At 61.5% G+C, this 25746-nt stretch carries 18 protein-coding genes; 16 read left to right on the top strand and 2 right to left on the bottom strand.

Annotated elements, in window-relative coordinates; all coding sequences use genetic code 11:
- The first annotated feature begins 39 nt into the window (after positions 1-39).
- From Q8X51_RS03920 to Q8X51_RS03875, 10 genes are all read left to right on the top strand, one after another.
- On the top strand, positions 40-789 hold the full coding sequence (locus Q8X51_RS03920) for an SDR family NAD(P)-dependent oxidoreductase (protein ID WP_137211515.1): 750 nt from the start codon (positions 40-42) through the stop codon (positions 787-789).
- Positions 790-802: 13 nt separating this feature from the next.
- A complete protein-coding gene (locus tag Q8X51_RS03915; protein WP_065926584.1) occupies positions 803-1105 on the top strand; it encodes a hypothetical protein in 303 nt (100 codons plus the stop codon).
- Between the two features lie 111 nt (positions 1106-1216).
- On the top strand, positions 1217-2191 hold the full coding sequence (locus Q8X51_RS03910) for a CobW family GTP-binding protein (RefSeq protein WP_065926583.1): 975 nt from the start codon (positions 1217-1219) through the stop codon (positions 2189-2191).
- Complete coding sequence (locus Q8X51_RS03905; protein ID WP_065926582.1) at positions 2188-3360, top strand: ABC transporter substrate-binding protein; 1173 nt, start codon at positions 2188-2190, stop codon at positions 3358-3360. The genes Q8X51_RS03910 and Q8X51_RS03905 overlap by 4 nt, the downstream gene beginning before the upstream one ends.
- A gap of 213 nt (positions 3361-3573) precedes the next feature.
- Positions 3574-5910, top strand: coding sequence for a putative bifunctional diguanylate cyclase/phosphodiesterase (locus tag Q8X51_RS03900; RefSeq protein ID WP_407693174.1), 2337 nt, complete (start codon positions 3574-3576; stop codon positions 5908-5910).
- A 153-nt stretch (positions 5911-6063) separates the two neighbouring features.
- Complete coding sequence (locus Q8X51_RS03895; protein WP_407693175.1) at positions 6064-10296, top strand: glycosyltransferase; 4233 nt, start codon at positions 6064-6066, stop codon at positions 10294-10296.
- A 220-nt stretch (positions 10297-10516) separates the two neighbouring features.
- Positions 10517-11200: a methylamine utilization protein gene (locus Q8X51_RS03890; protein WP_407693176.1), complete on the top strand. Its 684-nt coding sequence runs from the start codon at positions 10517-10519 to the stop codon at positions 11198-11200.
- The gene (locus Q8X51_RS03885; protein WP_407693177.1) at positions 11184-13532 is read left to right on the top strand and encodes a bifunctional diguanylate cyclase/phosphodiesterase; all 2349 of its coding nucleotides are present in this window, start codon (positions 11184-11186) and stop codon (positions 13530-13532) included. The genes Q8X51_RS03890 and Q8X51_RS03885 overlap by 17 nt, the downstream gene beginning before the upstream one ends.
- A gap of 9 nt (positions 13533-13541) precedes the next feature.
- A complete protein-coding gene (locus Q8X51_RS03880) occupies positions 13542-14399 on the top strand; it encodes a DUF3034 family protein (protein WP_407693178.1) in 858 nt (285 codons plus the stop codon).
- Entirely contained in the window at positions 14399-14818 is a 420-nt protein-coding gene (locus Q8X51_RS03875; RefSeq protein ID WP_407693179.1) for a group I truncated hemoglobin, read from the top strand. Before Q8X51_RS03880 ends, Q8X51_RS03875 begins: the two co-directional genes overlap by 1 nt.
- Positions 14819-14909: 91 nt before the next feature.
- Here Q8X51_RS03875 and Q8X51_RS03870 read toward each other — a convergent pair whose 3' ends face one another.
- Positions 14910-17327 (bottom strand): glucose/quinate/shikimate family membrane-bound PQQ-dependent dehydrogenase, encoded by a 2418-nt coding sequence (locus Q8X51_RS03870; protein ID WP_065926576.1) that lies wholly within the window; start codon positions 17325-17327, stop codon positions 14910-14912.
- Between the two features lie 383 nt (positions 17328-17710).
- Positions 17711-19729 (bottom strand): TonB-dependent receptor, encoded by a 2019-nt coding sequence (locus Q8X51_RS03865; protein ID WP_407693180.1) that lies wholly within the window; start codon positions 19727-19729, stop codon positions 17711-17713.
- Between the two features lie 149 nt (positions 19730-19878).
- On the opposite strand from Q8X51_RS03865, the gene Q8X51_RS03860 reads away from it, so the two are divergent.
- From Q8X51_RS03860 to Q8X51_RS03835, 6 genes are all read left to right on the top strand, one after another.
- On the top strand, positions 19879-20112 hold the full coding sequence (locus Q8X51_RS03860; RefSeq protein WP_027604640.1) for a VF530 family DNA-binding protein: 234 nt from the start codon (positions 19879-19881) through the stop codon (positions 20110-20112).
- Positions 20113-20116: 4 nt separating this feature from the next.
- On the top strand, positions 20117-20743 hold the full coding sequence (locus Q8X51_RS03855) for a Pr6Pr family membrane protein (RefSeq protein ID WP_065926574.1): 627 nt from the start codon (positions 20117-20119) through the stop codon (positions 20741-20743).
- Positions 20744-21234: 491 nt separating this feature from the next.
- A complete protein-coding gene (locus tag Q8X51_RS03850; protein ID WP_065926573.1) occupies positions 21235-21744 on the top strand; it encodes a fimbrial protein in 510 nt (169 codons plus the stop codon).
- A gap of 50 nt (positions 21745-21794) precedes the next feature.
- Positions 21795-22355, top strand: a complete 561-nt coding sequence (locus tag Q8X51_RS03845; RefSeq protein WP_065938652.1) for a fimbrial protein — start codon at positions 21795-21797, stop codon at positions 22353-22355.
- Positions 22356-22374: 19 nt separating this feature from the next.
- A complete protein-coding gene (locus Q8X51_RS03840; protein ID WP_153227260.1) occupies positions 22375-24978 on the top strand; it encodes an outer membrane usher protein in 2604 nt (867 codons plus the stop codon).
- Entirely contained in the window at positions 24975-25736 is a 762-nt protein-coding gene (locus Q8X51_RS03835; RefSeq protein ID WP_065926571.1) for a fimbria/pilus periplasmic chaperone, read from the top strand. Before Q8X51_RS03840 ends, Q8X51_RS03835 begins: the two co-directional genes overlap by 4 nt.
- Positions 25737-25746 lie beyond the last annotated feature (10 nt).

Below are 25746 nucleotides of genomic sequence, written 5' to 3'. Positions count from 1 at the left end.
CTCCCACATTGAAACTGTGTTTGCTTCAGGAGATTTAACATGTTCCAACTGACTGACCGCCGCGCCGTGATCACCGGCGCCGGCAGCGGCATCGGTGCCGCCATCGCCCGCGCCTATGCCGTTGAAGGCGCGCGCCTGTTATTGGCCGACCGCAACTCCGCCAGCCTCGCCGAAACCGCGATCACCTGCCGTAACCTGGGCGCCGAGGTGGTCGAGTGCGTGGCCGATGTGGGTACGGTCGAAGGCGCCCAGGCCAGTGTCGACCGTTGCGTCGACCACTTCGGCGGCATCGATATCCTGGTCAACAATGCCGGGATGCTCACCCAGGCGCGTTGCGTCGACCTGTCCATCGAAATGTGGAACGACATGCTGCGCGTCGACCTCACCAGCGTGTTCGTCGCCAGCCAACGTGCCTTGCCCCATATGCTCGCGCAGCGTTGGGGACGGATCATCAACGTGGCTTCGCAACTGGGTATCAAGGGCGGCGCCGAACTGACTCACTACGCGGCCGCCAAGGCTGGAGTGATCGGTTTTACCAAGTCCCTGGCGTTGGAGGTGGCCAAGGACAATGTGCTGGTCAATGCCATCGCCCCCGGCCCGATCGAGACGCCGTTAGTGGGCGGTATCAGCGACGATTGGAAGCGCGCCAAGGCCAAGGAGCTACCCCTGGGTCGCTTCGGCCTGGCGGACGAAGTGGCGCCCACCGCCGTGCTGCTGGCCAGTGAACCCGGCGGCAACCTGTTCGTCGGCCAGACCCTGGGCCCGAACTCCGGCGATGTCATGCCATGAGCGGGGTGTAGCCATGTGCGGACTCTGCGGATTGCTCGGCGAAGACCTGCACTGGAGCGACCCCTTGGGTGATGAATTGCCCAGGCGCCGCGAACGCCTGCGCCGTATCGCCGCGATCAACCAGGTGCTGGCGGTGTTCCGGCTCAAGGTCGAAGACTTCCAGGGCGCGTCTTATCTGCTGTTGGGCGCCACCGGTAAACAGGCACTGGCGAGCGGCTTGGATCAACTGTGGCAGGCAGCTGAAGCCATGCTCGGCCGGCCGCTGGATCCCCTTGATCCGCGTCTGCTTGACCACCTGGAAAACACCCCACTGTAGGAGCGAGCTTGCTCGCGAAAAACGTCAACGATAACGCGTGTTGTCTGGATGTACGTGGCGCTCTCGGGTTTTTCGCGAGCAAGCTCGCTCCTACCGGGCGTGGAGGTAAATATGAGCATTGCTCTAAATGTGATCACCGGCTTCCTCGGCAGTGGCAAGACCACCTTGCTCCAGCGCCTGCTGCAAGGCGAAAGCCTGGGCGACACCGCGTTGCTGATCAACGAATTCGGCGATATCGGCATCGACCATCTGCTGGTGGAAGAAGTCGCGCCGAACACTGTGCTGCTGCCCAGCGGATGCATTTGCTGCTCCATCCGTGGCGAGCTCAAGGACGCGTTGCTCGGCCTGTTGCAACGCCGCGAGCGTGGCGAAATTCCTGCGTTCAAACGGGTGATCCTCGAGACCACCGGCCTGGCCGACCCGGCCCCGATCCTCGCCACCTTGAACAACGATGTGCAACTGCGCGGGCGTTTTCATATCGGCCTGGTGGTGACGCTGGTCGACGCCAGCCACGCCGCGTTGCAGGAGCGCCTGCACCCGGAATGGCTGGCCCAGGTTGCGGCCGCAGACCGTTTGCTGCTGAGCAAGACTGATCTTGTGGATGACTGCGAACCGCTGCGTGCGCACCTGCAGGCGCTCAACACCGGTACGCCGATCCTCGATACCCACGCTATCCACAGTGGCGACCAACTGTTGCTCGGCGAAGGCCTGCGCAGTGCCGAACCCGCCCTGGAAGTCAGCCGCTGGCAATTGCACCAGACCACCAGCGCCAGCCATGGGGCGGCCCAAGTGTGCAGTATGACCTTTGACCAGCCGCTGGACTGGGTCGGCTTCGGGGTGTGGTTGTCGATGCTGTTAAGATGCCACGGCGAACGAATCCTTCGCGTCAAAGGACTGCTCAACGTGAACGCCAGTAACGCCCCCATCGTCATTCATGGCGTGCAGCATTGCCTGCATGCCCCGGTCCATCTGCCCACGTGGCCAGGCACCGAGCGGCAATCGCGGCTGGTGTTTATCCTGCGTGGCCTGGACCCCGCGCTGCTGCAGCGCTCGTTTGAGGTGTTCTCGCGGCGGTTCGCCGAATGATCACCTTACGAGTGCTCGGCACCTCGGTCACTTTGCTCGAATGCCTGCGCGTGCGCGCCGAACAGGAACTGGGGATTCGCCTCGTGTACCAGGTGCACGATGTGGAACAGGCCCAGCGCATCGCAGTGATGCAGCCCGACAGCTACGACCTGTACGACCAATGGTTTCACAACGTCGACTTCGTGTGGCCGGCCCGGGCGATCCAGCCCATTGACACGCGGCGCATCGCGCTGTGGCACGAGATCAACGACTTGCCCAAGCGCGGTCGCCTGTCACCCAACGACCGGCTGGGCAGCGGCAGTGTGCCCAGTGAGCGGTTGTTCGTGCAGCACGATGGCAGCCTGGGCAGCACCGTCACCGAACGCATCAGCATGCTGCCCCTTACCCACAATGCGGACAGTTTTGCCTACCGCCCTGAGCGCCTGCCCGAGGGTTTTTGCCACGGCAACGAAAGCTGGGGCTGGCTGCTGGACCCGGCCTGGCGTGCCCGCACGGCGTTGCAGAGCGACGCCGCCATCGGTGCACTGGATGCGGCGCTGGCGGTGCAGGGCGCGGGACTGGCGCGCTTCAACGACATCGGCAATATGAGCATCGAAGAGATCGACGTGCTCGCCGATATTCTGGTGCGCAAGCAGAAGGAAGGGCATTTCGCTGCGTTTTGGTCCGACGATGAAGAGGCGGCGCAACTGATGCTCAGCCCGAGCATCGATATCCAGAGCCTGTGGTCGCCAACCTTGATGCGCCTGCACCGCGCCGGGGTGAAATACCGCCTGGCGGTGCCCCGCGAAGGCTATCGCGCCTGGTTCGGCGGCTTGTCGTTGTCGCGCCATGCCCAGGGGCCGGTGCTGGACGCGGCCTACGCGTACCTCAATTGGTGGTTGTCCGGCTGGCCGGGCGCGGTGATGGCGCGCCAGGGTTACTACATCGGCAACCCGGCGCGCAGCCGTGATCACCTGAGCAGTGCCGAGTGGGATTACTGGTACGCCGGCAAGCCTGCGCGGGAGGAGCTGCTCGGCAGTGATGGGTTGCCGTTGATCGATATCGGCGAGGTGCGCGATGGCGGCTCCTATGAGCAGCGCATGGGGCATATTGCGGTGTGGAACTCGGTCATGGATGAGCACAACTATCTGGTGCGGCGTTGGGGGGACTTCATGCGCGCCCGCAGCTGACAGGCGGGTATGGCCAAGCGGTTGTCGCCAATAAAATGACAGTTTAATCCCCGGTTTTATTCGGTGCGCTTCTGCTCTGTCCCAGCTACTCTGCTAAAACAAAATGTCCAGTCTAAATAGATGTTTTTTTGACGGCGGGTTTGGGCGCAGGGACTGCACATGACTAAGGGACGCGGCGGCAGAGAGAGGCGAACGCTGCCAGAGGGCACTGCCATGACATGGCGCCATACCTTTCAAACCCGCATCGCCGGGGTGTTGGCGCTGTTGCTGCTGGTGGTGGTCGCCGCCACCTATTTCGCCGTCAAGAGCGCCACCCGCCGTGCCGTGGAGAACCAGGCACAAGTCCAACTGAAAACCGGAACCCAGGTATTCGAGCGTCTGCTGGACCTGCGCGGGCGGCGCCTGCAATACGGGCTCGACTGGCTCGCCGGCGATGGTCCGTTCAAGCAGGCCGTGGCCGGAGGCAAGCCCGCGCCGATCCTGGCGGCACTGCGTCGCCACGGCACCGGCATCCGTTCCAGCGACGTGTTTGTGCTGGGCCTGAATGGCAAGGTCATGGTCAGCACACTCCCTATCCTCACCCGCGGCCAGCCGTTCCCCTATGACGCCGCCTTGCGCCATGCGCGGCGCAATGGCCTGCACATGGTGATCGTGGCCCTGGATGGGCGGCCTTACCTGCTGGTGCAGGATGAAGTGCGCGACCCGTTGCCCATCGCGCGCATCGTGATGGGCTTTGCCATGGACCAACTGTTCGCCTATGAACTGCGCTCCATGAGCAACCTGGAAGTGTCGTTTCTCAGTGTGCAGGACGGCACGCCCGGCCCGCTGTTCAGCACCCAGCCCGACGCGTACCGGGCCACCGCCCTCAGCCTGCTGCACGACGCTCCGCTCAACCCTGAGGCACAGATCCATGGGTTCCACGGTCAGCGCGTGCTCAGCCGCGTGCTTCCATTGGCCAATACCGGCGACGGCGATGACGTGCGCGTATTGCTGCAAAGCCCGCTGGACCATGCGCTGGAATCCTTTGCGCCGCTGGACCGGCAGTTTCTCGGGATTGCCCTGGCGGTGCTGCTGGTGTCGTTGGCCGGCGCGTTGTTCCTGGCGCGGCGGGTGTCGCGCCCGCTCAACGCCCTCGTGGAGGCGGCGGGGCGCATCGGCGCCGGTGATTACCGCACGCCGGTGCGGGTACGCAGCCACGATGAGTTCGGTTTGCTGGCACGCGCCTTCAACGCCATGCAAAGCGGCATCGCCGTGCGCGAACGGCAACTGGCCCACAACGCCCTGCACGACCCACTCACCGGTCTACCCAACCGGGCGCTGGCGATGGAGCGCCTGGGCAGCGCGATCAGTGCGCGGCGGCCGGTGGTGTTGCTGTACTTGGGCATCGAGAACTACCGGGTGATCAACGAAGGCTTCGGCCCCGAGGGCGTGGAGGAGATGATGCGTGAAGCCAGCCGGTGTTTGTCCATGAGCCTTCTGGCCAGCGATACCGCGGCGCGCATCACCGGCAGCGAATTCCTGCTGTTGCTGGAGAACACCGAGATCGACCGTGCAGTGACCCGCGCCGACCGCCTCTACGCACTGCTCACCGAGCCCCAGCGCATCGGCAATGACGAAGTGCGCCACGAAGTCAGCATCGGCATCGCCGCCTATCCCGCCGATGGCCAGCAGGTGGAAGAGTTGATCAGTCGCGCCGCCATCGCCCGCCACGATGCGGCGACGCTGCCGGGTTATCTGCAGATCTACCAGCAGGACCGCGACCTCGCCCACCAGCGCCAGATCACCCTGATCCGCGACCTGCGCCGGGCCGTCGTCGAAGGCGAGTTGTACCTGTGCTACCAGCCCAAGCTCGACCTCAAGCATGGCGAGGTGTGCCAGGCCGAAGCCCTGCTGCGCTGGCAGCATCCCACCCTGGGGCTGGTGTCGCCCGCCGAATTCATCCCCCTGGCCGAGCGCACCGGCAGCATGGGCGGCCTGACCCTGTGGGTGATCGAAGAAGCCATCCGCCAGATCGGCGAGTGGTCGCAGCGCGGCATGCACATTCAGTTGTCGGTGAACATCTCGGTGGATGACTTGGCCGATGATGACCTGGCGACCCGCGTCACCACCTTGCTGGCGCACTACCAGGTGCCCGCCCAGCAGCTGATTTTCGAGATCACCGAAAGCGCGATCATGCACAACCCGCAACAAGCCTTGAGCGTGCTGGAGCAACTGCGCGGCTGCGGCATCAGCCTGTCGGTGGATGACTTCGGCACCGGCTACTCCTCACTCGCGCAATTGCAGCGCCTGCCGGTGCAGGAGTTGAAGATCGACCAGTCGTTCGTGCGCAACCTCGATAGCGCCACGGGCGACGGCGTGATCGTGCGCTCCACCATCGAAATGAGCCACAACCTGGGGCTCAAGGTGGTGGCCGAAGGGGTGGAGTTCGAGCCTAGTCTCAAGTTGCTCAAACAGTGGAACTGCGACACGGCCCAGGGCTATCTCATCAGCCGACCGTTGAATGCCCTGGCGTTCGAGCGGTGGATGCGGCGTGAGCGGGTGGCACCGTGACTGACCTATTCCATGCCGTTTTGGCTGGGTGAAACAGCTTCTAAAATTTTCGTCTCGCCGATTTTTCTCCAAGTTGCACTCAGGTTACTCCGGAACTCTCTCCGGCCTTTCCTAACCTTGGCCCGCTCTCGACGGGCCTGTGAGGGGCAATTCATGCGCACCATTCCTACAACCGTCCTCCCTGGCCAATCTCGCCCTGAACTTCAGTCGCCCCTGCCCTGGGAAGGGCATCAGCGCGAACCCATCCAAATCCATGATTCAAGCTCGCCACCCGCAGCCGTGCAGGTAAACCCTGGGCGCTCGCTGCAAAGGTCACTGTCTAGCTCTGAACAGAGCCTGGATGAAGCGAGAGAACGGCTTGGCAATACCCGCAACACGCAGAGCCTGATAACGGCCTTGGGGGCGGTGCAAAAGGCCGCGCTGGAAAACCCGAGCCTGAAGGTTGCAACCTTGTTGGACCGTCAGATGATGCCTGCTGATGCCCTTTCAACGTTTGGACGCGAAAATCGGCTTGAGCCTGCTTCGCAAGTGCCGGTGGCCTGGTTTCTAAGGGAGTCCGGCTTGAATGTTCCACACACCCCGGAACAACTGGCAGACCTGCTCTACGCGAGTTCAAACCCTCTGCCCGAGCCGCTTGAACGGGGCAACTACTGGGGCCTTTTGTCCACGCCGCTTGCGCTGGACGCAGAGCAAAGGCGTCGGCTGCAGGCGATGGTCTCGCAGACCCTGGCCGAGGTTTCGCCTGGCAAGGGTTTGTTCGCGCTCTTTCAGGAGAAACACGTTGATTCAAGTCGACCCGCAGGCGTCGTGCAGCGGATTGAACAGATGATTGAAAGTCCCGAAGTCCAAGCGTTGGGGAAAAAACTCGAGGCGGCTTTCGACGGCGTATCTACACCTTCCAGCGCCGCTCAATGGGCGATGGCAGCGATGGTGCTGGAACTTGACCCGCACGCAGGCAGCCAACGCGGGCAGGTGGCCGGGTATGACTTGCTGGCGCCGGCCAACTGGGGGGTAAGCCCGGCCGTGGTAGTGGAGCGATTGAGCCAGCACTTGGTGGCGCAGGGCAAAGTCACCTCCGCCTTGGCTCCTGCGGCGGCCTGGCTGCTGCTCGTGGGCGCGGCACCGACCTTTCTTGTGCCTGATATGCCCGCCAATCTGGTGGTGGGGTCACCCGCCTGGATGAGGCTCACGGCAGTGGTTGAGGCCAGCGAACACGCGATACCGGGTGTTGCCGCGTGCATTCCTTTTGGCGAGTGGATGACGCGTGAGAGCCATGGTCCGGTCTCGCTGACTCAGGCAATCGTCGAGCGTCACGCCCAGGAGCAGGCGCTGGTCGATTGGGGCATTGCCCAGGGCAGAGTCCCGGCCAATCCGAGGGTGTATACGCCCGAACAACTGGATGGGTTACGGACAACCTTCAATGAAACTATGACCAGGCTGCAAAAGGCGCAGAGTCAGTTGGCCGCGACGATGCCCACCCGAAGAGACATTGCGCTTGCCGAACTGAAAAAAGCCTATGGAGACGATGTTTCTTTTGAAGTCCCAAACATCAGCATCACCCACATTGATGCCAGCGAGAGTGAGCTGCACTCACTGCTGGACATTTACATGGCCGGCAAAATGGACCGTATCCCGCGAGGGGTGCGTCACGATTTTTCCCTGGGTAATCGGCATTACAGGGTCACGCCGCTGCCTGACGTTGGAAAAATCTTCGATGAGCAATTCGATGCATACGTGAGTGGCCTGAAGGCGAGTCTCACGACATTGGTCGCACATCAACTCTCGCAATTGCCGCTGAGCGACAGGCAAACCATCGCGTCCGGCCAGGTAGAGTTTTTTTCCTTGCGCAAGGCCAGTGAGGCCCAGGCCGAGGGGCTGGAGTCCGACGCCGAAGCGCAGGCCGCCGTGGCGCGCTACGGTTTGTGGATGCGGGTCCTGACCCCAAGGGACAAGCGTGACACTGGCCGGGCCTATGCCGACTTCAAGCATGCGTCCTATGAGTTGTTCCCGTTGCAGGGGCTCATTCGAAAGCGCGAGGACCTGCAGAGGAATCCGCCGAATCCAGCGCCCCGAGTGGCGGATCCTGAGGGGTATGCAGCCCGTCAAGCCAAAGGGATCGGCGAATGGCTGGACTACGAGGCTTACCGTTCAGGCACTGCCCCGCGACCGGGCACGTACTCCCATGATTTATTGACCGAAAAACTCAATGCGCCGCTCTTGCACGAGGACAGAAAGGCGATGGACGACGCGGTTCCGACTATCGACCATCCTCGCTTCGGCCAGATTGCTGAGGTCATGGCCAATCACCTGCTGTATGACCCAGCAGCGATGAAAGCGGCCGCACGCGGGTCGACGGCGGTGGAAGATGAGGAGGCGCAGATCAAGGCCGGACATGATTTTGTCACGGGTTTGATTCCGCTCAAAAACGCGATCGAGAATGCCGCCAACGGAAACGTCGGTGCTGCTGTGCGCGATTTTGCGCTGGATATCTTTGGTTTCGTCGTGCCAGTCGGCAAGGGGCTGGGTTCGGCGGCGAAGGTGGCTGGCAAAGTGACTGAGCGGCTTGGAACGCGAGCGTTCAAGGCGTCTGACATCCTGTTCCGGGCCGCCCTCAGCGGTCTGAACCCGGTGGAAGGTCTAGGGGGCTTGGGGCTGCGGGCCACCCAAGGCATCAAAACGCTCTGGCAGGCCGGTCACAGGGAACTGAAATGGCTGCAGGGGCAGGGTTTCAATCTCAACGCCTACGCAAAAATGTCGGGTGCTGTCGAAGGTGAGATGGGTTTGGCGAGTGCATCGACGCAGGGATTGAAGGTTATTGCCAAGCGTCATCGGGGCAAGTGGCATGCCTACGATGTCACTACTCGCACGGCCTATGGCCCGGCGCTCAAGGATTTTCGCCCTGTCAGCCCACCCGCAGTTGCGCCGGGTGCCGTTGATAATGTGCACTTCGACAAGTATGCGGTCAGTAAAGCGAAGTTGGCAGGGTTGACGCCTGACAGCCAGGGTATCTACCGAGGGGAGGACGGCGCACAGTACATTCGCAACGCGGACGGCTCGGGGAAAACCTCGGTTTATAAAGTTCGCGAGGTGTCGCAGGCCGGCAGCCCGGGGAGTGTGCAGGCGCGGCTGATTAACCCGAAGACCAACCGGCAAACCGAGTTCCTGTTCAGCAACCGTGGCAACGAACAGTGGCGTCGCTTGGGGTTACAGGGTGGAGACGGCATTGCGTCACAGGACTACAAGCTGGTTGAACTGCCGATGGACGAGGTTGAGCAAGTGGTGAGGAGGGATGGGCAAATAACCTTTCTCGCTAACTTTACGACTGAAGTCAGGTTTGATGCCGAACTGGGCGCTTGGCGTAAAATCGGCCGGGGCGATGCGCTGGGTGATGTTTTCTGGCGAGCCGGGCCTTACGACTGGCGCGCCGGGCCGTTACAGGAATACTTGAAAGTCAAAGACACATTGCCTTCGCCCAGCAGTATCAGAACCGTGCGCGTTGCAGCGCTGCCTATTCCCGAGGCAGCCACCGCCATCCCCAAGGAGATCAATTACATCTGGGCGGGCGGCAGCATGCCGGATGATCGGCTCGCCACTGTTCTCAGTAACGCAGAAAAGACCTCTGCTTATAAAACCATTGTGCATATCGATGCGGACACACCGCAGGTGTTCGAGCAGATAAAAGCGCAACTTCAGGGCAAAGGCCGCAACCTGGACGTGCGTAACTTGAACGATGATGCCTTTTTCAAAGCTTTCAAGGCATCGGATTCCGGCGAGGTTTATCAGTTCTTCCGCCAAGGCGCGGGGCAAAACTACGCGGCGGCCAGTGATGCATTACGTTACCCGCTGATCAATCACCGGGGCGGTATTTACCTGGACAGTGATGACGTGGTCACGGCCAATATCGGTGAGGTGGAGCTCAAGGCGACGGGTAATCAGGTGTTATTGAACTCGCATGTTTCCTATGCAGACACCGATTTTATTGGCTACAACACCAGTGTGTTTGCAAGTCATCCCAATAATCCTGTGCTGCGCGATATCAGCGATGAGCTGTACCGTCGTTTCAAAGGCAATCAGCAATGGCTCGAAGGTAATCGCCCTTACTTGAAGGGAACCCCTACCGCCGAGCAGATAAAGACGTTCAATGAGTACCAGACCAGGATTTTTGAAGTCACGGGGCCGACCTTGTTCAACGACGTGCTGAGGAAAACCATGGGCAGCGCCTATGACTTGAGTTGGGCGGCAACGGATCCGGCGCTCGCGGGTATCAAGCTGTCTTCTTCAGACGCCACAGCCTTTGCCGAGGCTTACAACCATTACTTGCCCTTCAACAGCAAGTTTGCGGTAGAGATCGGTTCGCAAACCAGCATGGCCAGGGCAGTAGATTGAGGTAGCCGTGGCGGCCGGAAAAAACGGGCGCTCGGCTACAGCTTTCTCTTGAATGGTCGACATCCTCTACAGAGCTTGACCGATTGCATAGGTTTTTGCCGACCAACGGTCAAGCCTCATCTCATAATCAGCGATGGCATTTTGCCTTGCTTGCGGCATCATGGCTGTGCGTCGTTGTGCCAGGGCTGGCCGCTCTTTTTCCATTTTTTGCGGATATCCCATGGCTCGAATGACTGACTTCTTATCCCGTGTAGCGCTGGTGCTGGCAGTGGCATGCCCCGCGTCGGCGGCCAGGCTTGAGGTCTCGATGCGCCAGGCCGATGGCAGCCCGGTTGCCGATGCAGTCGTGACCCTCCAGGGCCCGGCAGGCGCGCCTGCCGGTGTGCTCAAGGCCAATATGGACCAACGTGGCCAGCGTTTTGCCCCACATGTGCTGGCGGTCCATACCGGCACCCAGGTGCGTTTCCCCAACAGCGATAACATCCGGCACCAGGTGTATTCCTTCTCCGCGGCCAAACGCTTCGAACTGCGCCTGTATGAAGGCACGCCCAGCGAGCCGCTGCTGTTCGACAAGCCCGGCGTGGTGGTCTTGGGCTGCAATATCCATGACTGGATGCTCGGCTATATCTACGTCACCGACGATCCGCACTTTGGCGTCAGCGATGCCCAGGGCCAGGTGCGCCTGGAGCAACTGCCTCCCGGCGATTACCACGCCACCCTGTGGCATCCGCAATTGGCGAATATGCAGCCCTTGGATGGCGGCACCCTGCATGTTCCCGCCGCCGGCCTGAGCCACCGCGTGGTGCTGGCCCTTGAGCCCGCGTCCGAAGATCTTCCACCCACACCGATGCCAAGCGCCTTTGGCGATGCCTTCAACCGAGCTGCCCGTGAACCTGCGCAGTAGTTTCCAGGCGCGGGTCGCCAGCGTTCTGATCCTGCTGCTGCTGGTGGTGATCGGTGCGCTGTACTTCAGCGTCAAGGCCGCCACCAGCTCGGCGGTGCGCAGCCAGGCGCTGGCCCAGTTGGACGTGGGCGCGCGGGTGTTCGAGCGCTTGCTGGACGCACGCGGCCGGCGCCTCGCCGACGGCGTGCAATTGCTGGCGGCCGACTTCGGTTTTCGTGATGCGGTGGCCAGTGGCGATTCGGCGACGATGCGCTCGGTGCTGCTCAACCACGGCAAGCGCATCAACGCCAGCGACATGATCCTGCTGGGCATGGACGGCAAAGTCCTGGCCAGCACCCTGAGCGAAGTGCCCGAAGGTTCGACCTTCCACTATGACCAATCGCTGCGCGAAGCCCGGCGCAATCGCCAGGCCATGCTGATCGTGCCGCTGCAAGGCAAGCCGCACCTGCTGGTGGAGGCCTCGGTGCTGGCGCCGTTGCCGATTGCGCGGGTGGTGATGGGCTTCAGCATGGACGGCGTGTTCGCCGATGAGTTGCGTTCGTTGAGCAACCTCGAAGTGTCGTTCCTGGCGATTGATAAAGACCAGCCCGGCGAGTTGGTCACCACCCAGCCCCAGGCGCTGCGCGGGAGTATCCTGAGCCTGATGCAGGGCGATTCCACGCGCCGTGGCGTGTCCACCACCGATCATCTGGAGCAGAGCTTCCTCAGCCAGTCGCTGGTCTTGGCCAGTGATGAAAACGGCAAGGTCCTGGCCTTGCTGCAAAGCCCGCTGGATGCGGCGATGCAGGCCTTTGTGCCGTTGGATGAAAAGATCCTCGGTATCGCATTGATCGCATTGCTGGCCTCGTTGATCGGTGCCTTGTTGCTGGCGCGCACCGTGTCGCGCCCGGTGCAGGCGCTGGCCCTGGCGGCCGAACGCATTGGCCAGGGCGATTATCAGACGCCGGTGGCCCTGGCCCGCAGCGACGAACTGGGCTTGCTGGCCCATGCGGTCAACTCCATGCAAAGCGGGATCGCCGAGCGCGAACAGCAGCTTGCCCACAACGCCCTGCATGATCGGCTCACCGGCCTGCCGAACCGCGCGCTGGCCATGGAGCGCCTGGGCAGCGCCATTGCGTTGAATCGGCCGGTCGCGCTGATTTACCTGGGCATCGACAACTTGCGCGCCGCCAGCGAAACCGCCGGGCCGGATGCGGTGGACCAATTGCTGCTGGCCGTCAGTCGTCGCCTGGAGGCGGTGTTGCGTCCCGGCGATACCCTGGCGCACTTGATTGCCGACGAGTTCCTGCTCCTGCTCGAAGGCGCCGGCAGCGACGAGGCGGTGGGCATGGCCGACAAGCTCCAGCAACTGTTGCTGCGCCCCCAGCGCATCAACGGCCATGACCTGGCGCTGGACTGCCGCCTGGGCATCGCGGCATTCCCGGCCGATGGCGAAAGCCCGCACACCTTGCTCGAGCGCGCAGCCATCGCCATGAAAGACGCCGCGCAAATGCCCGGCCGCCTGCAAATCTACGAGCAGGGCCGCGACCTCGCGCACCGCCGCCAGATCACCCTGATCCGCGACCTGCGTCACGCGCCCAACCAGGGCCAACTGCTGCTGCATTACCAGCCCAAGCTGGACATTCGCCAAGGCCATGTGCGCCAGGCCGAAGCCTTGCTGCGCTGGCAGCACCCGCAGTTCGGCATGGTCTCGCCAGCGGAGTTCATCCCCCTGGCCGAACGCTCGGGCAGCATCCAGTTGTTGACCCATTGGGTGATCGAGGAAGGCATTCGTCAGTTGTGTGAATGGAACCGCCGTGGCCTGTACCTGCAGCTGTCGTTGAACATCTCGGCAGACGACTTGCTCGGCGATGAGCTGGCTCACCGCGTCTCGGCGTTGTTGCGGCGCTATAACTTGCCGGCGGAGCAGTTGGTGTTTGAAATCACCGAGAGCGCGGTGATGCGCGAGCCGGAAAAAGCCCTCAAAGTCCTGCACCTGCTGCGCGATTGCGGCATCAGCCTGTCGGTGGATGACTTCGGCACTGGCTACTCGTCCCTCGCGCACCTCAAGCGCTTGCCGGTGCAAGAATTGAAGATCGACCAATCCTTTGTGCGCAACCTCGATGAAACCAGTGAAGACGCAGTGATCGTGCGTTCCACCATCGAGATGAGCCACAATCTGGGCCTCAAAGTGGTCGCCGAGGGCGTTGAATACGCCCACAGCCTGCGTCTTCTGGAACGCTGGCAGTGCGATACGGCCCAGGGTTATCTGATCAGCCGGCCCTTGAGCGCCGACGCTTTCGAAGCCTGGGTGGCCTTGCCCCTCAGTGCGCAAACTTCCCTGGTTCATTGAGTGGCTGACGTGCGTCTTTCTCTAGTGATCGGCTGCCTGGCCGCCCTGACGGTGCAAACCACCCTGGCCGATAACGGTCGCCTGATCGCCACCGGCGGTGCCAGCAGCATCGAGGGTACGGCCGGCGGTGGGATCACGCCGTGGGCGGTGTTGACCGGCTACGGCGAACAGCACGAGTGGGGTGCCACGGCGTTCGCCACCACGGTCAACCTGCCGGATTATCGGCTGGACGTGGCCGGGTTGGCGCTGGCCTATGACAACCGGGTCGAAGTGTCTTTCGCCCGCCAGCGCTTTGACCTCGGTAGCCTGGTGCATAAGCTCAACCTGCCCGAAGACAACCTCGGCCAGGATGTACTGGGCGTGAAGGTTCGCCTGTTCGGTGACGTGATTTACGACCGCTTGCCGCAGGTGTCCCTCGGCCTGGAATACAAGCACCAGACCAATTTCGATATCCCCAGCCTGGTCGGCGCCAAGCGCGACAGCGATGTGGAGGGCTACCTCGCCGCCAGCCGCTTGTTCATGGGCGCCGCGTTTGGCTACAACGTGCTGGTCAACGCCAGCCTGCGCTACAGCCGCGCCAACGAAACCGGCCTGCTCGGCTTTGGCGGCGACCGTCGCGACAGCCGCAGCCTGCTCAAGGAAGGCTCGCTGGCGCTGCTGTTCAACCCGCGCTGGGCGGTGGGCGTGGAGTACCGCGAGAAACCCGACAACCTGTCGTTCGCCGGCGAAAGCGACTGGGCCGATGTGTTTGTCGGCTACTTTCCCAATAAACACCTGTCGTTTGTGCTGGCCTATGCCCGGCTTGGGGAGATCGCGACCTTGGATAACCAGAACGGCACCTACCTGTCGGTGCAGGGGAGTTTCTGATGCGCTTTCTACCCATCGCCCTGGTGCTGCTGCTCAGCGCCTGCGCCCAGCAACCGCCCAAGGACGACAGCCTGTACCGCGACCTCGGCGCCATGCCCGGCATCACGCGGATTGTCGAAGGCATGCTGCTCAACATTGCCCGCGATGAGCGCATTGTCGAACGCTTCCGACGCATCGATATCCAGCGTTTGCGCAACAAGTTGATCGAACAGTTCTGCGTCGAGGCACGCGGGCCGTGCACCTACACCGGTGACAGCATGGCCGAGAGTCACAAGGGCCAGAACGTGAGCCGCAGTGACTTTAATGCGTTGGTGGAGGATTTGATCAAGGCGATGGACCGCGAGGGCATTGCGGTAGCGGTGCAAAATCGATTGATTGCCCGGCTGGCTGCGATGCGTGGAGAAGTGATCGAGCGCTAGTCTGCTGAACACCACATTCAGTCCTGCATCACACATGAAAAAGGCGGCTACCTGTTGAGGGTAGCCGCCTTTGTTTTACCGCCAGTCTTGCTTAATCCGGCAGTTTAAACGCCATCACATAGTCACCCTGCTTAGTCCCCAGGGAACCATGACCACCCGCCACGACCAGCACGTATTGCTTGCCGTCCTTGCCGGTGTAGGTCATCGGGGTGGTTTGCGCGCCGGCTGGCAGGCGGCCTTCCCACAACTGCTTGCCGTTTTTCACGTCATAGGCCCGCAGGTACTGGTCGAGGGTACCGCTGAGGAACGACACGCCACCGGCCGTGGTGAAGGTGCCGCCCAGGCTCGGTACGCCCATGGTCAGCGGAACCGGAACCGGCGAGCTGTCACGCACGGTACCGTTCTTGTGCATCCAGATAGTCTGGTGGGTGGTCAGGTCGACCGCGGCCACATAACCCCACGCCGGTGCCTGGCACGGCAGGCCCAGGGGCGACAGCAGTGCTTCGAGGATCACGCCGTACGGCGCGCCTTTGTTCGGCTGCACGCCCTGGGTTTCGCTGACGCGAGGGCCTTGCTTGGCGATATCGGCCGCCGGGATCAGCTTGGATTTGAACGCCATGTAGCTCGGGTTCACGAAGGCGATCTGGCGTACCGGGTCGACGGAAATACCACCCCAGTCGAACACGCCAAAGTTACCTGGGTAAACGATCGAACCTTGCAGCGATGGCGGGGTGAACGGGCCGTCGTAGCGCATGGATTTGAAATCGATGCGGCACAGCAGTTGGTCGAACGGTGTCACGCCCCACATGTCACGCTCCTTGAGGGGCGGTGGCATGAAGTTCAGCTCGGACTTCGGCTGGGTCGGGGAAGTACGGTCGCCCGCGACAGCGCCCTGGGGCACGGCCACTTCGTGGATCGGCACCACCGGCTGGCCGGTGGCGCGGTCCAGCACGTAGATGCTGCCTTGCTTGGTCGACGCCATCACCGCTTGCTTCACGCCGGCTTCGGTCTTGATGTCGATCAGCGACGGCTGGCCGCCGACGTCCATGTCCCACAGGTCATGGTGAGTGAACTGGAAGGTCCACTTCACGTGGCCGCTGTCGATGTCCAGGGCGGTCAGGCCCGCAGCGTATTTCTCGGAATCGTCGGTACGATCGCCGCCGTACTGGTCGGGCATCTGGTTGCCCATCGGCAGGTAGAGCATGCCGAGTTTTTCATCCACGGCGAACATGGACCACATGTTCGGCGAGTTGCGGGTGTAGGTCTTGCCTTCGGCCAACGGGGTAGTGTCGTCCGGGTTGCCGCTGTCCCAGTTCCACACCAGCTTGCCGGTGTGTACGTCGAACGCGCGGATCACGCCGCTGGGCTCGTCGGTGGAGACGTTATCGGTGACGTGTCCACCGATCACCACCAGGTTTTTGGTCACGGCCGGTGGCGAAGTGGAGTAGTAACCGCCTGGGGCGAAGCTGCCGATGTTGGCACGCAGGTCGACCTGGCCTTTGTCACCGAAGTCTTCGCACATCTTGCCGGTGTCGGCGTTCAGGGCGATCAGGCGGGTGTCGGCGGTCGGCACGAAGATGCGTTTCGGGCAGGCATTCGGTGCGGCGGCCGGGCTGGCGCTGCCGGTCGGGCTCTGCTCGGAAGCGTAGGCGGCGTCATCGTGATACGACACGCCACGGCAGGTCATGTGTGCCCAACCCTTGAAGTTCTCGGCACCCTGGCTGCTGATCTTCGGATCGAAGCGCCAGATTTCCTTGCCGGTGTCCGGGTCCAGCGCAATCACCTGGCTGTGGGGCGTGCACACGTAGAGCATGCCGTTGACTTTCAGCGGGGTGTTTTCCGCGGTGGTCTCGCCTGGATCGTTCGGGCCGGGGATGTCGCCGGTGCGATAGGTCCATGCCGGTACCAGCTTGTGCGCGTTTTCCGGAGTGATCTGCGCCAACGGCGAGTAACGATCACCGTAGGCCGAGCGGCCATAGGAGTTCCAGTCGCCATCGGCCTGGGACGGTGCAGCGCTGGCCATGCCCGGTACCGCGTCGCGGTCCAGTTGGCCGGTCTTGACCATTTCACCGGGGTTGGTGAATTGGCTGGCCAGGGCGGTTGCACCGGCCAGCACCACGGCCACGCTCAGCGCACCAGTGCCCAGCGGGGCAGGTTGGCCGCGCAACAACGGACGGCGAAACCACGGGAGCAGCATGACGATGCCCAGGGCGAACAGCAGCGCCAGGCGCGGCACCAACTGCCACCAGTCCAGGCCGACTTCCCACAAGGCCCACACGGTACTGGCGAACAGCACCAGCGCGTACAGGCCCAGCGCTGCGCGGCGGGTAGCCAGCAGCAGGAGGCCGGTCAGGGTGATGCCGATACCGGCCAGCAGGTAGTACAGCGACCCGCCGAGCAGGCTCAGCTTGACGCCGCCGGCCAGCAAGGCCAGGCCCATGATCAGCAGCAAGATCCCCAGCAGCCTGGGCAGCAGGCGGCTTGGGCTCGAAGCACCATCAGTGCTCATAGTGTGTTTCTCCGTGACGTTGGAATAATTGTGTAACCCCGTGCTTCATTCACTGTAGATGACGATTCGGCACGGGCTTGGTTCAGCGTTAATTCGGTTTTTCTGGGGAAAGCGGGGGTTATCCACAGGCGGGCGATTTATCCCCAGGCGCGGGTCGGTGTAAGACAGCGCTGTCTTGGTGGGCAGGAATAATCAGCAAGATAGGATCGACCGGGGAAGTGAAACGTTTCAGTTTATTGCCGACAAGGATAAAGCGCGGACGCGCCGAGAGAAAGCGCAAATCGCAAGATGCATCATTTCCGATTTGGTAACAGTGACAGATCGTCGCTGCCAAATAACGGTGGGAGGGGCAAGCCTCCTCCCACAGGGGAATTTCAGTGTGTTTAGAAGGTGGTGCGGATGCCCAATTGCACACTGCGTCCCGGTGCCGGCGCGATATCGCGCAGGATCGAGCTGGCATAGCGCACGGTCTGGTTGGTCAGGTTTTCACCGTTCACAAACGCCAGCCATTGGCTGCCGCCGACATTGAAGTGATAACCGGCGCTCGCGCCCAATGTGGTGTAGCCATCGGTGCCGCTTTCGTTATCCGGCACACGGCCCTGGCCAGCGGCGTGTTCGACGTCGATGCGTGCCTGCCAGCGGTCCAGTTCCCACAGCAAACCGCTGTTCAAGCGCAACGGGGCGATGCGCGGCAAAGCTTCGCCGGTGTCGAGGTTGGTGGCGCGGGTGTAGTCGCCTGACAGCTCCAGCGCAAATTTACCGTAGGCGCCTTCGCCGAGCTTGATGTGATCCTGGGCTTCGAAGCCGGCGAAACGTGCCCGCACGCCGGAATATTCGTACTCAGGAATGCCATCCGCGTCTTCTTCGCCTTCATCGTTCAGCGTACGACCCGTGCCCAGCAGGCCGATGTAATTGGAGAAGCGGCTGTAGAACACGCCGAAGCTGCCCTTGTGCGTGCCATTGTCAAAGCGCAGGGCCAGGTCGCTGGACACGGCCTTTTCTTTTTTCAGGTTGGCATCGCCCAGTTCATAGGTGCCGGTGGCGACGTGGGCGCCGTTGGCATACAGCTCGTAGAAGGTCGGCGCGCGCTCGGTGTAGCCCAGGGTCGCGGCCAGGGACCAGATGGGCGTCAGCGTATACACCGCGCCGGACGACAGGCTGGCGGCGGTGAAGTCGTTGGTCTTGTCGGCACCGGCAAAACGCGCGTTGCCCTTGGCGTCCGGGTCGACGCTGGTGTGCTCCAGGCGCCCGCCGAGGCTGAGCTTGAGGCGCTCGGTGGCCTGCATTTCTTCGAGGATAAACAGCGCGCCGGCGTTGGTGTCGGTCTGCGGCACGAAGGCTTCTTCACCGAGGGCCGAGAATTCGTTGCGGGTTACTTGGGCGCCCACCACGCCATCGAACGGGCCAACGGGCTGGTGACGCGCTTCGACGCGGGCTTCATAGCCTTTGTTCTTGAAGATCGTGCCGGTTTCGCCGCCTTCGATTTCGCGGTGCTCGTAGTCGGTGTAGCCCGCGTCGAGTTTGACCGAGGTGAACGGGCCTTGCAGGTTGCGGATCTCGGACGCAAAGGCGTAGTGATCCTGCTTCATGCGGATGCGCACTTCCTGCTCGGCCGGCGAGCCGTAGTTGCTGTCGTAGTTGCTGTAGGACAGCCCGGCGTAACCGTCGTCCCAGGTGTAGGAGCCGCCTACCGCACCGCCGTCCTGGCGCCCGTCGCTGTTGCCCAGGCGGCCGTTCCTGCCGGGTGCGTCATCGCTGTCCGGGGCGTGGCGGCTGCGGGCCTGGCCGGGGATTTTCAGGTCGTTGAATTCCCGCGCGTTGGCGTCCAGGTGCAAGGCGAAGGTGCCATTGCCGGCTTCCAGCTTGCCCGCACTGCTGCGCGTGGTATCGGCGCCGCCGTAACGCAATTCACCGGCGCCGTGGATGCCCTCGATGGCTTCGGTGGGGATGCGGTTGTCGAAGGTGTTGACCACGCCACCGATGGCGCTGCCGCCATACAACAGCGCTGCCGGGCCGCGTACGATTTCAATGCGTTCGACGTTGACCGGGTCCAGCGGCACCGCGTGGTCATAGGACAGCGACGACGCATCCAGCGCGCCCACGCTGTTGCGCAAAATGCGTATACGGTCGCCGTCCTGGCCACGAATGATCGGCCGGCTGGCGCCTGGGCCAAAGTACGAGGAGGACACGCCCGGCTGCTTGTTCAGGGTTTCGCCGAGGCTGCCTTTTTGTTGCAGGGTCAGCTCATCGCCCTCCAGCACGGTGGTCGGCGAGGCGAGTTGCTCGCTGCCCAGCGGGTTGCCGGTGATGACTTGGGGTTGCAGTTCCAGGGCGTGGGCTTCCGAGCTGATCAACAGGGCGGCGGCGAGCGGCGACAAGCGCCACAGGGAGGAGAGGGACATCGGACATTCCTTGACAAAACGACGAAAAGATTTGAGATTTATAGTTACAATATAACATCTCTTTTTTGCCGGGAGCGGGAACTTTTTTTACCTGCCAGGGCGGAGTGATAAGGTGTGCGCCTTCGTGAGCACTTTTTCATAGGCCCGGCATGACCGCGACAAACAACGACCCCCTCCACGGCGTGACCCTGCAACACGTCCTCACCACCCTGGTGGAACATTACGAATGGGCAGGCCTGGCCGAACGCATTGATATCCGTTGCTTCAAGAGCGACCCGAGCATCAAGTCGAGCCTGACTTTCTTGCGCAAGACCCCATGGGCGCGGGAGAAGGTCGAAGGCTTGTACGTCAAGCTGATGCGCACCAAACGCCCGCTGGATTGACCTCATGAAGCGGTATGTGGCGGCAGCGGCGCTGGCCGGTTGGGTGGGCCTGGCGATTCAGCAATACCTGATTTTCTATTCGCGCTGGGAGTCCGGCGCCAGCCTGCTCGGCGGGCTGATCAACTTCTTCAGTTTCTTCACGGTGCTGACCAATACCCTGGCAGCGGTGGTGCTGAGCTATGCGTGGGTGAAGCGCGATTCTGCAGCCAGGCGGTTTTTCCTCGCCCCCGGCGTCAGCAGCGGCATCGCCGTCAGCATCGTGGTGGTCGGCTTGGCCTACAGCCTGTTGCTGCGGCATCTGTGGCAGCCCGAAGGCTTTCAATGGATCGCCGATGAACTGCTGCACGACGTGATGCCGCTGCTGTTCGTGCTGTACTGGTGGCGCTGCGTGCCCAAGGGCCAGTTGCACCTCAAGCACATTGGCCTGTGGGTCATCTACCCGCTGGTGTACTTCGGCTATGTGCTGCTGCGCGGGGATTTGCTCGGGCAGTACCAGTACCCGTTCATCGATGTCGGCACCCTGGGTTATCCACAAGTGTTTGTGAATGCCGGGGGGATCCTGCTGGGGTTCGTGCTGGTTGCCCTGGCGGCGGTCGGCCTGGACAAGACCTTGAAGTCACCCCGAATTTAACCTGTACGGATCTCTGGGCAGGGAGCAACTCCCTTCTCCCAGGCTTTAAGCCTCGTCATTCCCCCCACTGCGCACCGTCCATGGTTTTCCATTGAGCGGTGTTTCGCCACGTCGCGCACTTATCAACACGTTAGTTGATGTGCTCGAGTAAATGTTGTTATTTTTCGTTGAGTGTAATCCCTCTCTTACAGTTATATCTGAAGACAAGCTTTTGCAACTAAGGCCGATGTAGTCCAATTCTTACGGATGTTTTTAAAGTTTTGGCAATTTGCCATGTTTTTCCTATGTGTTTAAGTGTTGCAGGGCTACGTAATTAGAAGAACTGGCCGACTTATGTTTTTGGAATCTGGTCGGGATAATCGCCTGGCTTCAAATGAGCTGGTTTGCAATACAAGTAATTGGAATAAATAGAGGAATTCTGTGCGCCACGGCGGCGGAATCACTTAAACGACGTTTATTACTAATGTGGACATCTATAAATGAAAGCTAAAATGAAAACCGCGCTGTTCTCTATCGGGCTGTTGGTGGGGTCGATGTCCGTTGCCCAGGCGGCGGACGGAACTGTCACGTTCTTGGGGTCGGTCCATTCGGGTGCCTGCTCTATCAAGCCTGATTCGGTCGATCAGACCATTCCCCTTGGCGCGATCGCAAAACATCAATTGCAAGCGGGCGGGAAGTCCGAGCCGCGTCGCCTGCTGATTGAACTTGAGGGCTGCGACCTGGCGGGTCTCACCGATAACACCGTGACCACCACCTTCACCGGAGCGCCATCGAGCGTTGTGCCGGGTGCACTGGGCACCGTCGGGAGCGCGGGCAATGTGGGCATCATGATGACCCATGGCAGTAAACCCGTTGAATTGGGCGTGGCTACCACGCCGCAAGTGATTGCCGCCGGTGACAACACGCTGGAGTTCGGTGCCTATGTACAAGGCGCTGCCACGGGCGACATCGTGCCAGGCGACTTCAGCGCGGTGACCAACTTCACCTTGGCTTATCAGTAAGCGTTTTCCCCCGCCACCCAGCGTGGCGGGGGAGGCTGGTGGAGGCACAGGTGAAAACATTCATAAGTCTCGCTATCTCCTCTTCTTTGGCGATGTTCATCAGCCCTGGGGTGGTTGCCCAGGAGCCTGCTCAAGGTGATGGGCTTGTCACGCTGGGAGGAGAGGTCGTCGACTCGGCCTGCGGGCTGGAGTTGGTCAGCGTCGATCAAACCATCGATATGGACCCCGAGCCCATTGGCCGGTTCCTGCGGCGCGCCAGGGGCCAGGACCAGTCCTTCCAGTTGCGCCTGGTCAATTGCACCTTGAGTCGTACCGATCCATCCCGTCCAGGGGTAACGCTGCCCGACTGGCAGCACCTTCGGGTGACGTTTGACGGCCCCACCGACAGAGGCGGTCGTTCTTTTGCGGTCTTTGGTGGCTCCCAAGGCGTTGCGATGAATATTGAGGATTCCGCTGGCCAGTTAAGTGTTCCGGGTCAGCCGATGACTCCACATCCGTTAACGGAAGGCGATATGACGCTGCACTACACGCTTCATTTTGTCGGTAACGGATTGCCCATAGTGGCCGGAGCCCACCGTACTGCCGTGCGGTTCAAGTTGGAATATTTTTGAACGTTGATGGGTTGCTTGCATGTTAAATACAGCGAAGGTCAAAAATACGCTGCGCCCAAGCCTTTTTGGCGGGTTGATATCATTGGCAGGCACTGCACTGGCTGCTGGGGATATTGAGTTTAATACTGATGTTCTTGATCTGAGTGATCGCACTAATATTGACTTGTCTCAGTTTGCCCGCAGCGGGTTTATTCTGCCGGGCACCTATTCGATGGTAGTGCAGATCAATGCCCAGCCCATTGCTGAGCAATCGGTGGCTTTCTATCCCCCCGATAATGACCCTAAAGGCAGCCAGGCATGTTTATCGCTGGATCTTGTCGATCAATTGGGTCTCAAGGCGTCGGACGCGGCCAAACTCAAATGGTGGAAAAACGGCGAGTGCCTGGATACCGAAAGTTTGCCTGGCATGGAGGTCAGTGGCGACCTGGCCACCTCCACACTGAACATCAACCTGCCCCAGGCCTACCTCGAGTACAGCGCCATCCATTGGGATCCGCCGTCCCGGTGGGATGAGGGGGTGCCGGGGCTGCTGGTTGACTACAACATGACGGCGCAGTCCAGCTATCAAAAGAATGACGGCACCCGCAACAACCTCAGTGGTAACGGAACCCTTGGCGCCAATGCCGGGGCCTGGCGCCTGAGGGCCGACTGGCAGGGACGGATCGAGAAAGGCGTGGAAGGGGCACCCAGGGATCAACAACAGTTGGAGTGGAGTCGCTACTACGCCTATCGCGCAGTGCCTGCACTGAAGGCACGCTTGACGGTCGGAGAGGACTACCTGTACTCGGACATCTTCGACAGCTTCCGTTTTACCGGGGCTTCGCTGATCTCGGATCAAAGCCAACTGCCACCCAACCTGCGTGGCTACGCACCGGAAGTCGTCGGGGTCGCCAAGACCAACGCAAGAATCATCATCAGCCAGAAGGGCCGCGTGCTGTATGAAACGCTGGTCGCCGCAGGCCCTTATCGCATTCAGGACCTCAGCGACGCCGTGAGTGGCACTCTGGATGTGCGGGTCGAGGAGCAGGACGGTTCGGTTCAGACCTTCCAGATTGATACGGCAGGCGTTCCCTACCTGACACGTCCTGGGCACGTTCGATACAAGCTGGCGACCGGGCGCCCGTCCGATCTTCAGTACGGCGCCAACGGCAGCGTTTTCGGCACCGGCGAATTCTCCTGGGGGATCAGCAATGGCTGGTCGCTGTTTGGCGGCGGGATAACGGATAACAACTACCGCGCATTGTCTGTCGGGGTCGGTCGCGACCTGCTGGCGTTCGGCGCCGTATCGCTGGATGCCACCCAGTCCCACGCCAGTGTGTGGAACCAGACATTCTCGGGCAAATCCTACCGCCTTCAATACTCCAAGCACTTCGAGCAGTACGACAGCCAGGTCACGTTTGCCGGTTACCGGTTTTCCGAGAAAAACTACTTGAGCATGAGCGAGTACCTGGACGCCCGTCATTACGGGTTGAACGGTGAGCGCGGCGGGATCGAGCGCGGTGAATACATCGAGGGCTGGAAGCCGATTGGCGACAGCAAGGCCCTGTATACGGTGACGCTCAACAAGCAGTTTCGTGACCTTGGGGCGACCGTCTACGCCAGCTACAACAAGCAGACGTATTGGGGGCGCCCGGACACTCAGCGTTGGAACCTGTCGATGTCGCGCTACTTCAATGTGGGAACCGTCAGGAACATGAGCCTGTCCCTGAACATGTTTCGCACCCAGGAGTATGCCTACAAGGATAACGGAATGGCGCTGACGGTCAGCCTGCCGTTGGGGCGCAGCGGCACCCTGTCGCTGGACGCCAACAGGACCTCGGGTAAAGAGAGTTTCTCGACGCGCTACAGCGATCGCCTCGATGAGCGCAACAGTTACCAGCTCAATGCAAGCGACCGCTCTGCCAGCGGCTATCTGAGTCATATCGGCGACCAGGCCGACATCGATCTCAGCGCCAGCACCCAGGAAGGCAGTGGCAGGACCCTCAGTGCATCCATTCGCGGCGGCGGCACGCTCACGCCCTACGGTGCGGCGCTGCACCGAACCAATGGCACCGGTGGCACCCGCCTGATGCTCGACACCGGAGGTGTGCCCGATGTGCCTGTGCGTGGTTACGGCACATCGACCCGCACCAACGCGTTCGGCAAGGCAGTGATTTCCGATATCAGCAGCTACCAGCGTACGGCCGCCAGTGTCGACCTGGAGAACCTGCCGAGCAACGTTGAAGCCACTCAATCGGTGACCCAACTGACCCTTACCGAAGGGGCCATTGGTTATCGGTCCCTGGACGTGATTGCCGGTGAGAAGGCCATGGCTGTCCTGCGCCTGCCGGATGGCAGTGCACCGCCCTTCGGCGCGACGGTGAAGAACACCAAACAGCAGGACACCGGGATTGTGAACGACGGTGGCGCTGTTTACCTGAGCGGTATTCAGGCCGGTGAGCAAATGATCGTCAGTTGGGGCGGTATCGAACGCTGCCTGCTCACGCTGCCCGTCGCGCTGCCCGCAGACAGTTTGACCGATGCCTTGCAATTGCGCTGCCAGAGCGTAGCCACTGATCAATCCTCACCCGAGCCAGCAGCGCTGACCGGGAAGCGTACCGATACGGAGAACAACGCCTCATGATGCTCAATACGCACCCCACACTCCTGGTCTTCGCACTGCTGGCTCTGGGTCTGAGCCAGAGTGCCGGCGCCGCGGTTGGCCTGGACCGAACCCGGGTGATTTTTGACGGTGGCAAGGATGCGACCAGCGTGAATATCACCAATAACAACACCCAACTGCCGTACCTGGCCCAAGGCTGGATCGAGGACGAGGAGGGCAACAAGATCACCTCGCCCTTGATCGTGCTGCCGCCGGTTCAACGCTTGGAGCCCGGCAAGCAAAGCCAGGTGAAAGTGCAGGCGTTGCCGGCGGCCAAGTCGTTGCCGCAGGATCGCGAGACGGTCTACTACTTCAACCTGCGGGAGATTCCACCGCGCAGCGACAAATCCAACACCCTGCAAATCGCGCTGCAGACCCGGATTAAATTGTTCTACCGACCGCAGGCCATCGCTCCCAGTCAGCAAGACCTGTCCAACCCCTGGCAGGAAAAGCTGACCCTGACCCGCCAGGGCGACCGTTACCAGGTGAACAACCCTACGCCTTACTACGTGTCTCTGGTGGATGCTCGCAGCAGCAAAGACGGCAAGACCGTGCCGGGTTTCGAGCCCGTGATGATCCCGCCTAAAGGCACGCAAACCCTCGGGCCGACGGCCAAGGCGCTGGGCAATTCACCCTACCTGGCCTACGTGAATGACTACGGCGGGCGTCCATTACTGGCGTTCACCTGCACGGGCGAAACATGCAAGGTGAACTTGCAAGTCTCGACGCCTAATGAGTAGCAGCCTGCAG

The sequence above is a fragment of the Pseudomonas sp. Yb2C2 genome, from assembly GCF_052112325.1.
Taxonomy (GTDB): Bacteria; Pseudomonadota; Gammaproteobacteria; order Pseudomonadales; family Pseudomonadaceae; genus Aquipseudomonas; species Aquipseudomonas marginalis.
This window is presented reverse-complemented; position numbering and strand designations above follow the sequence as displayed.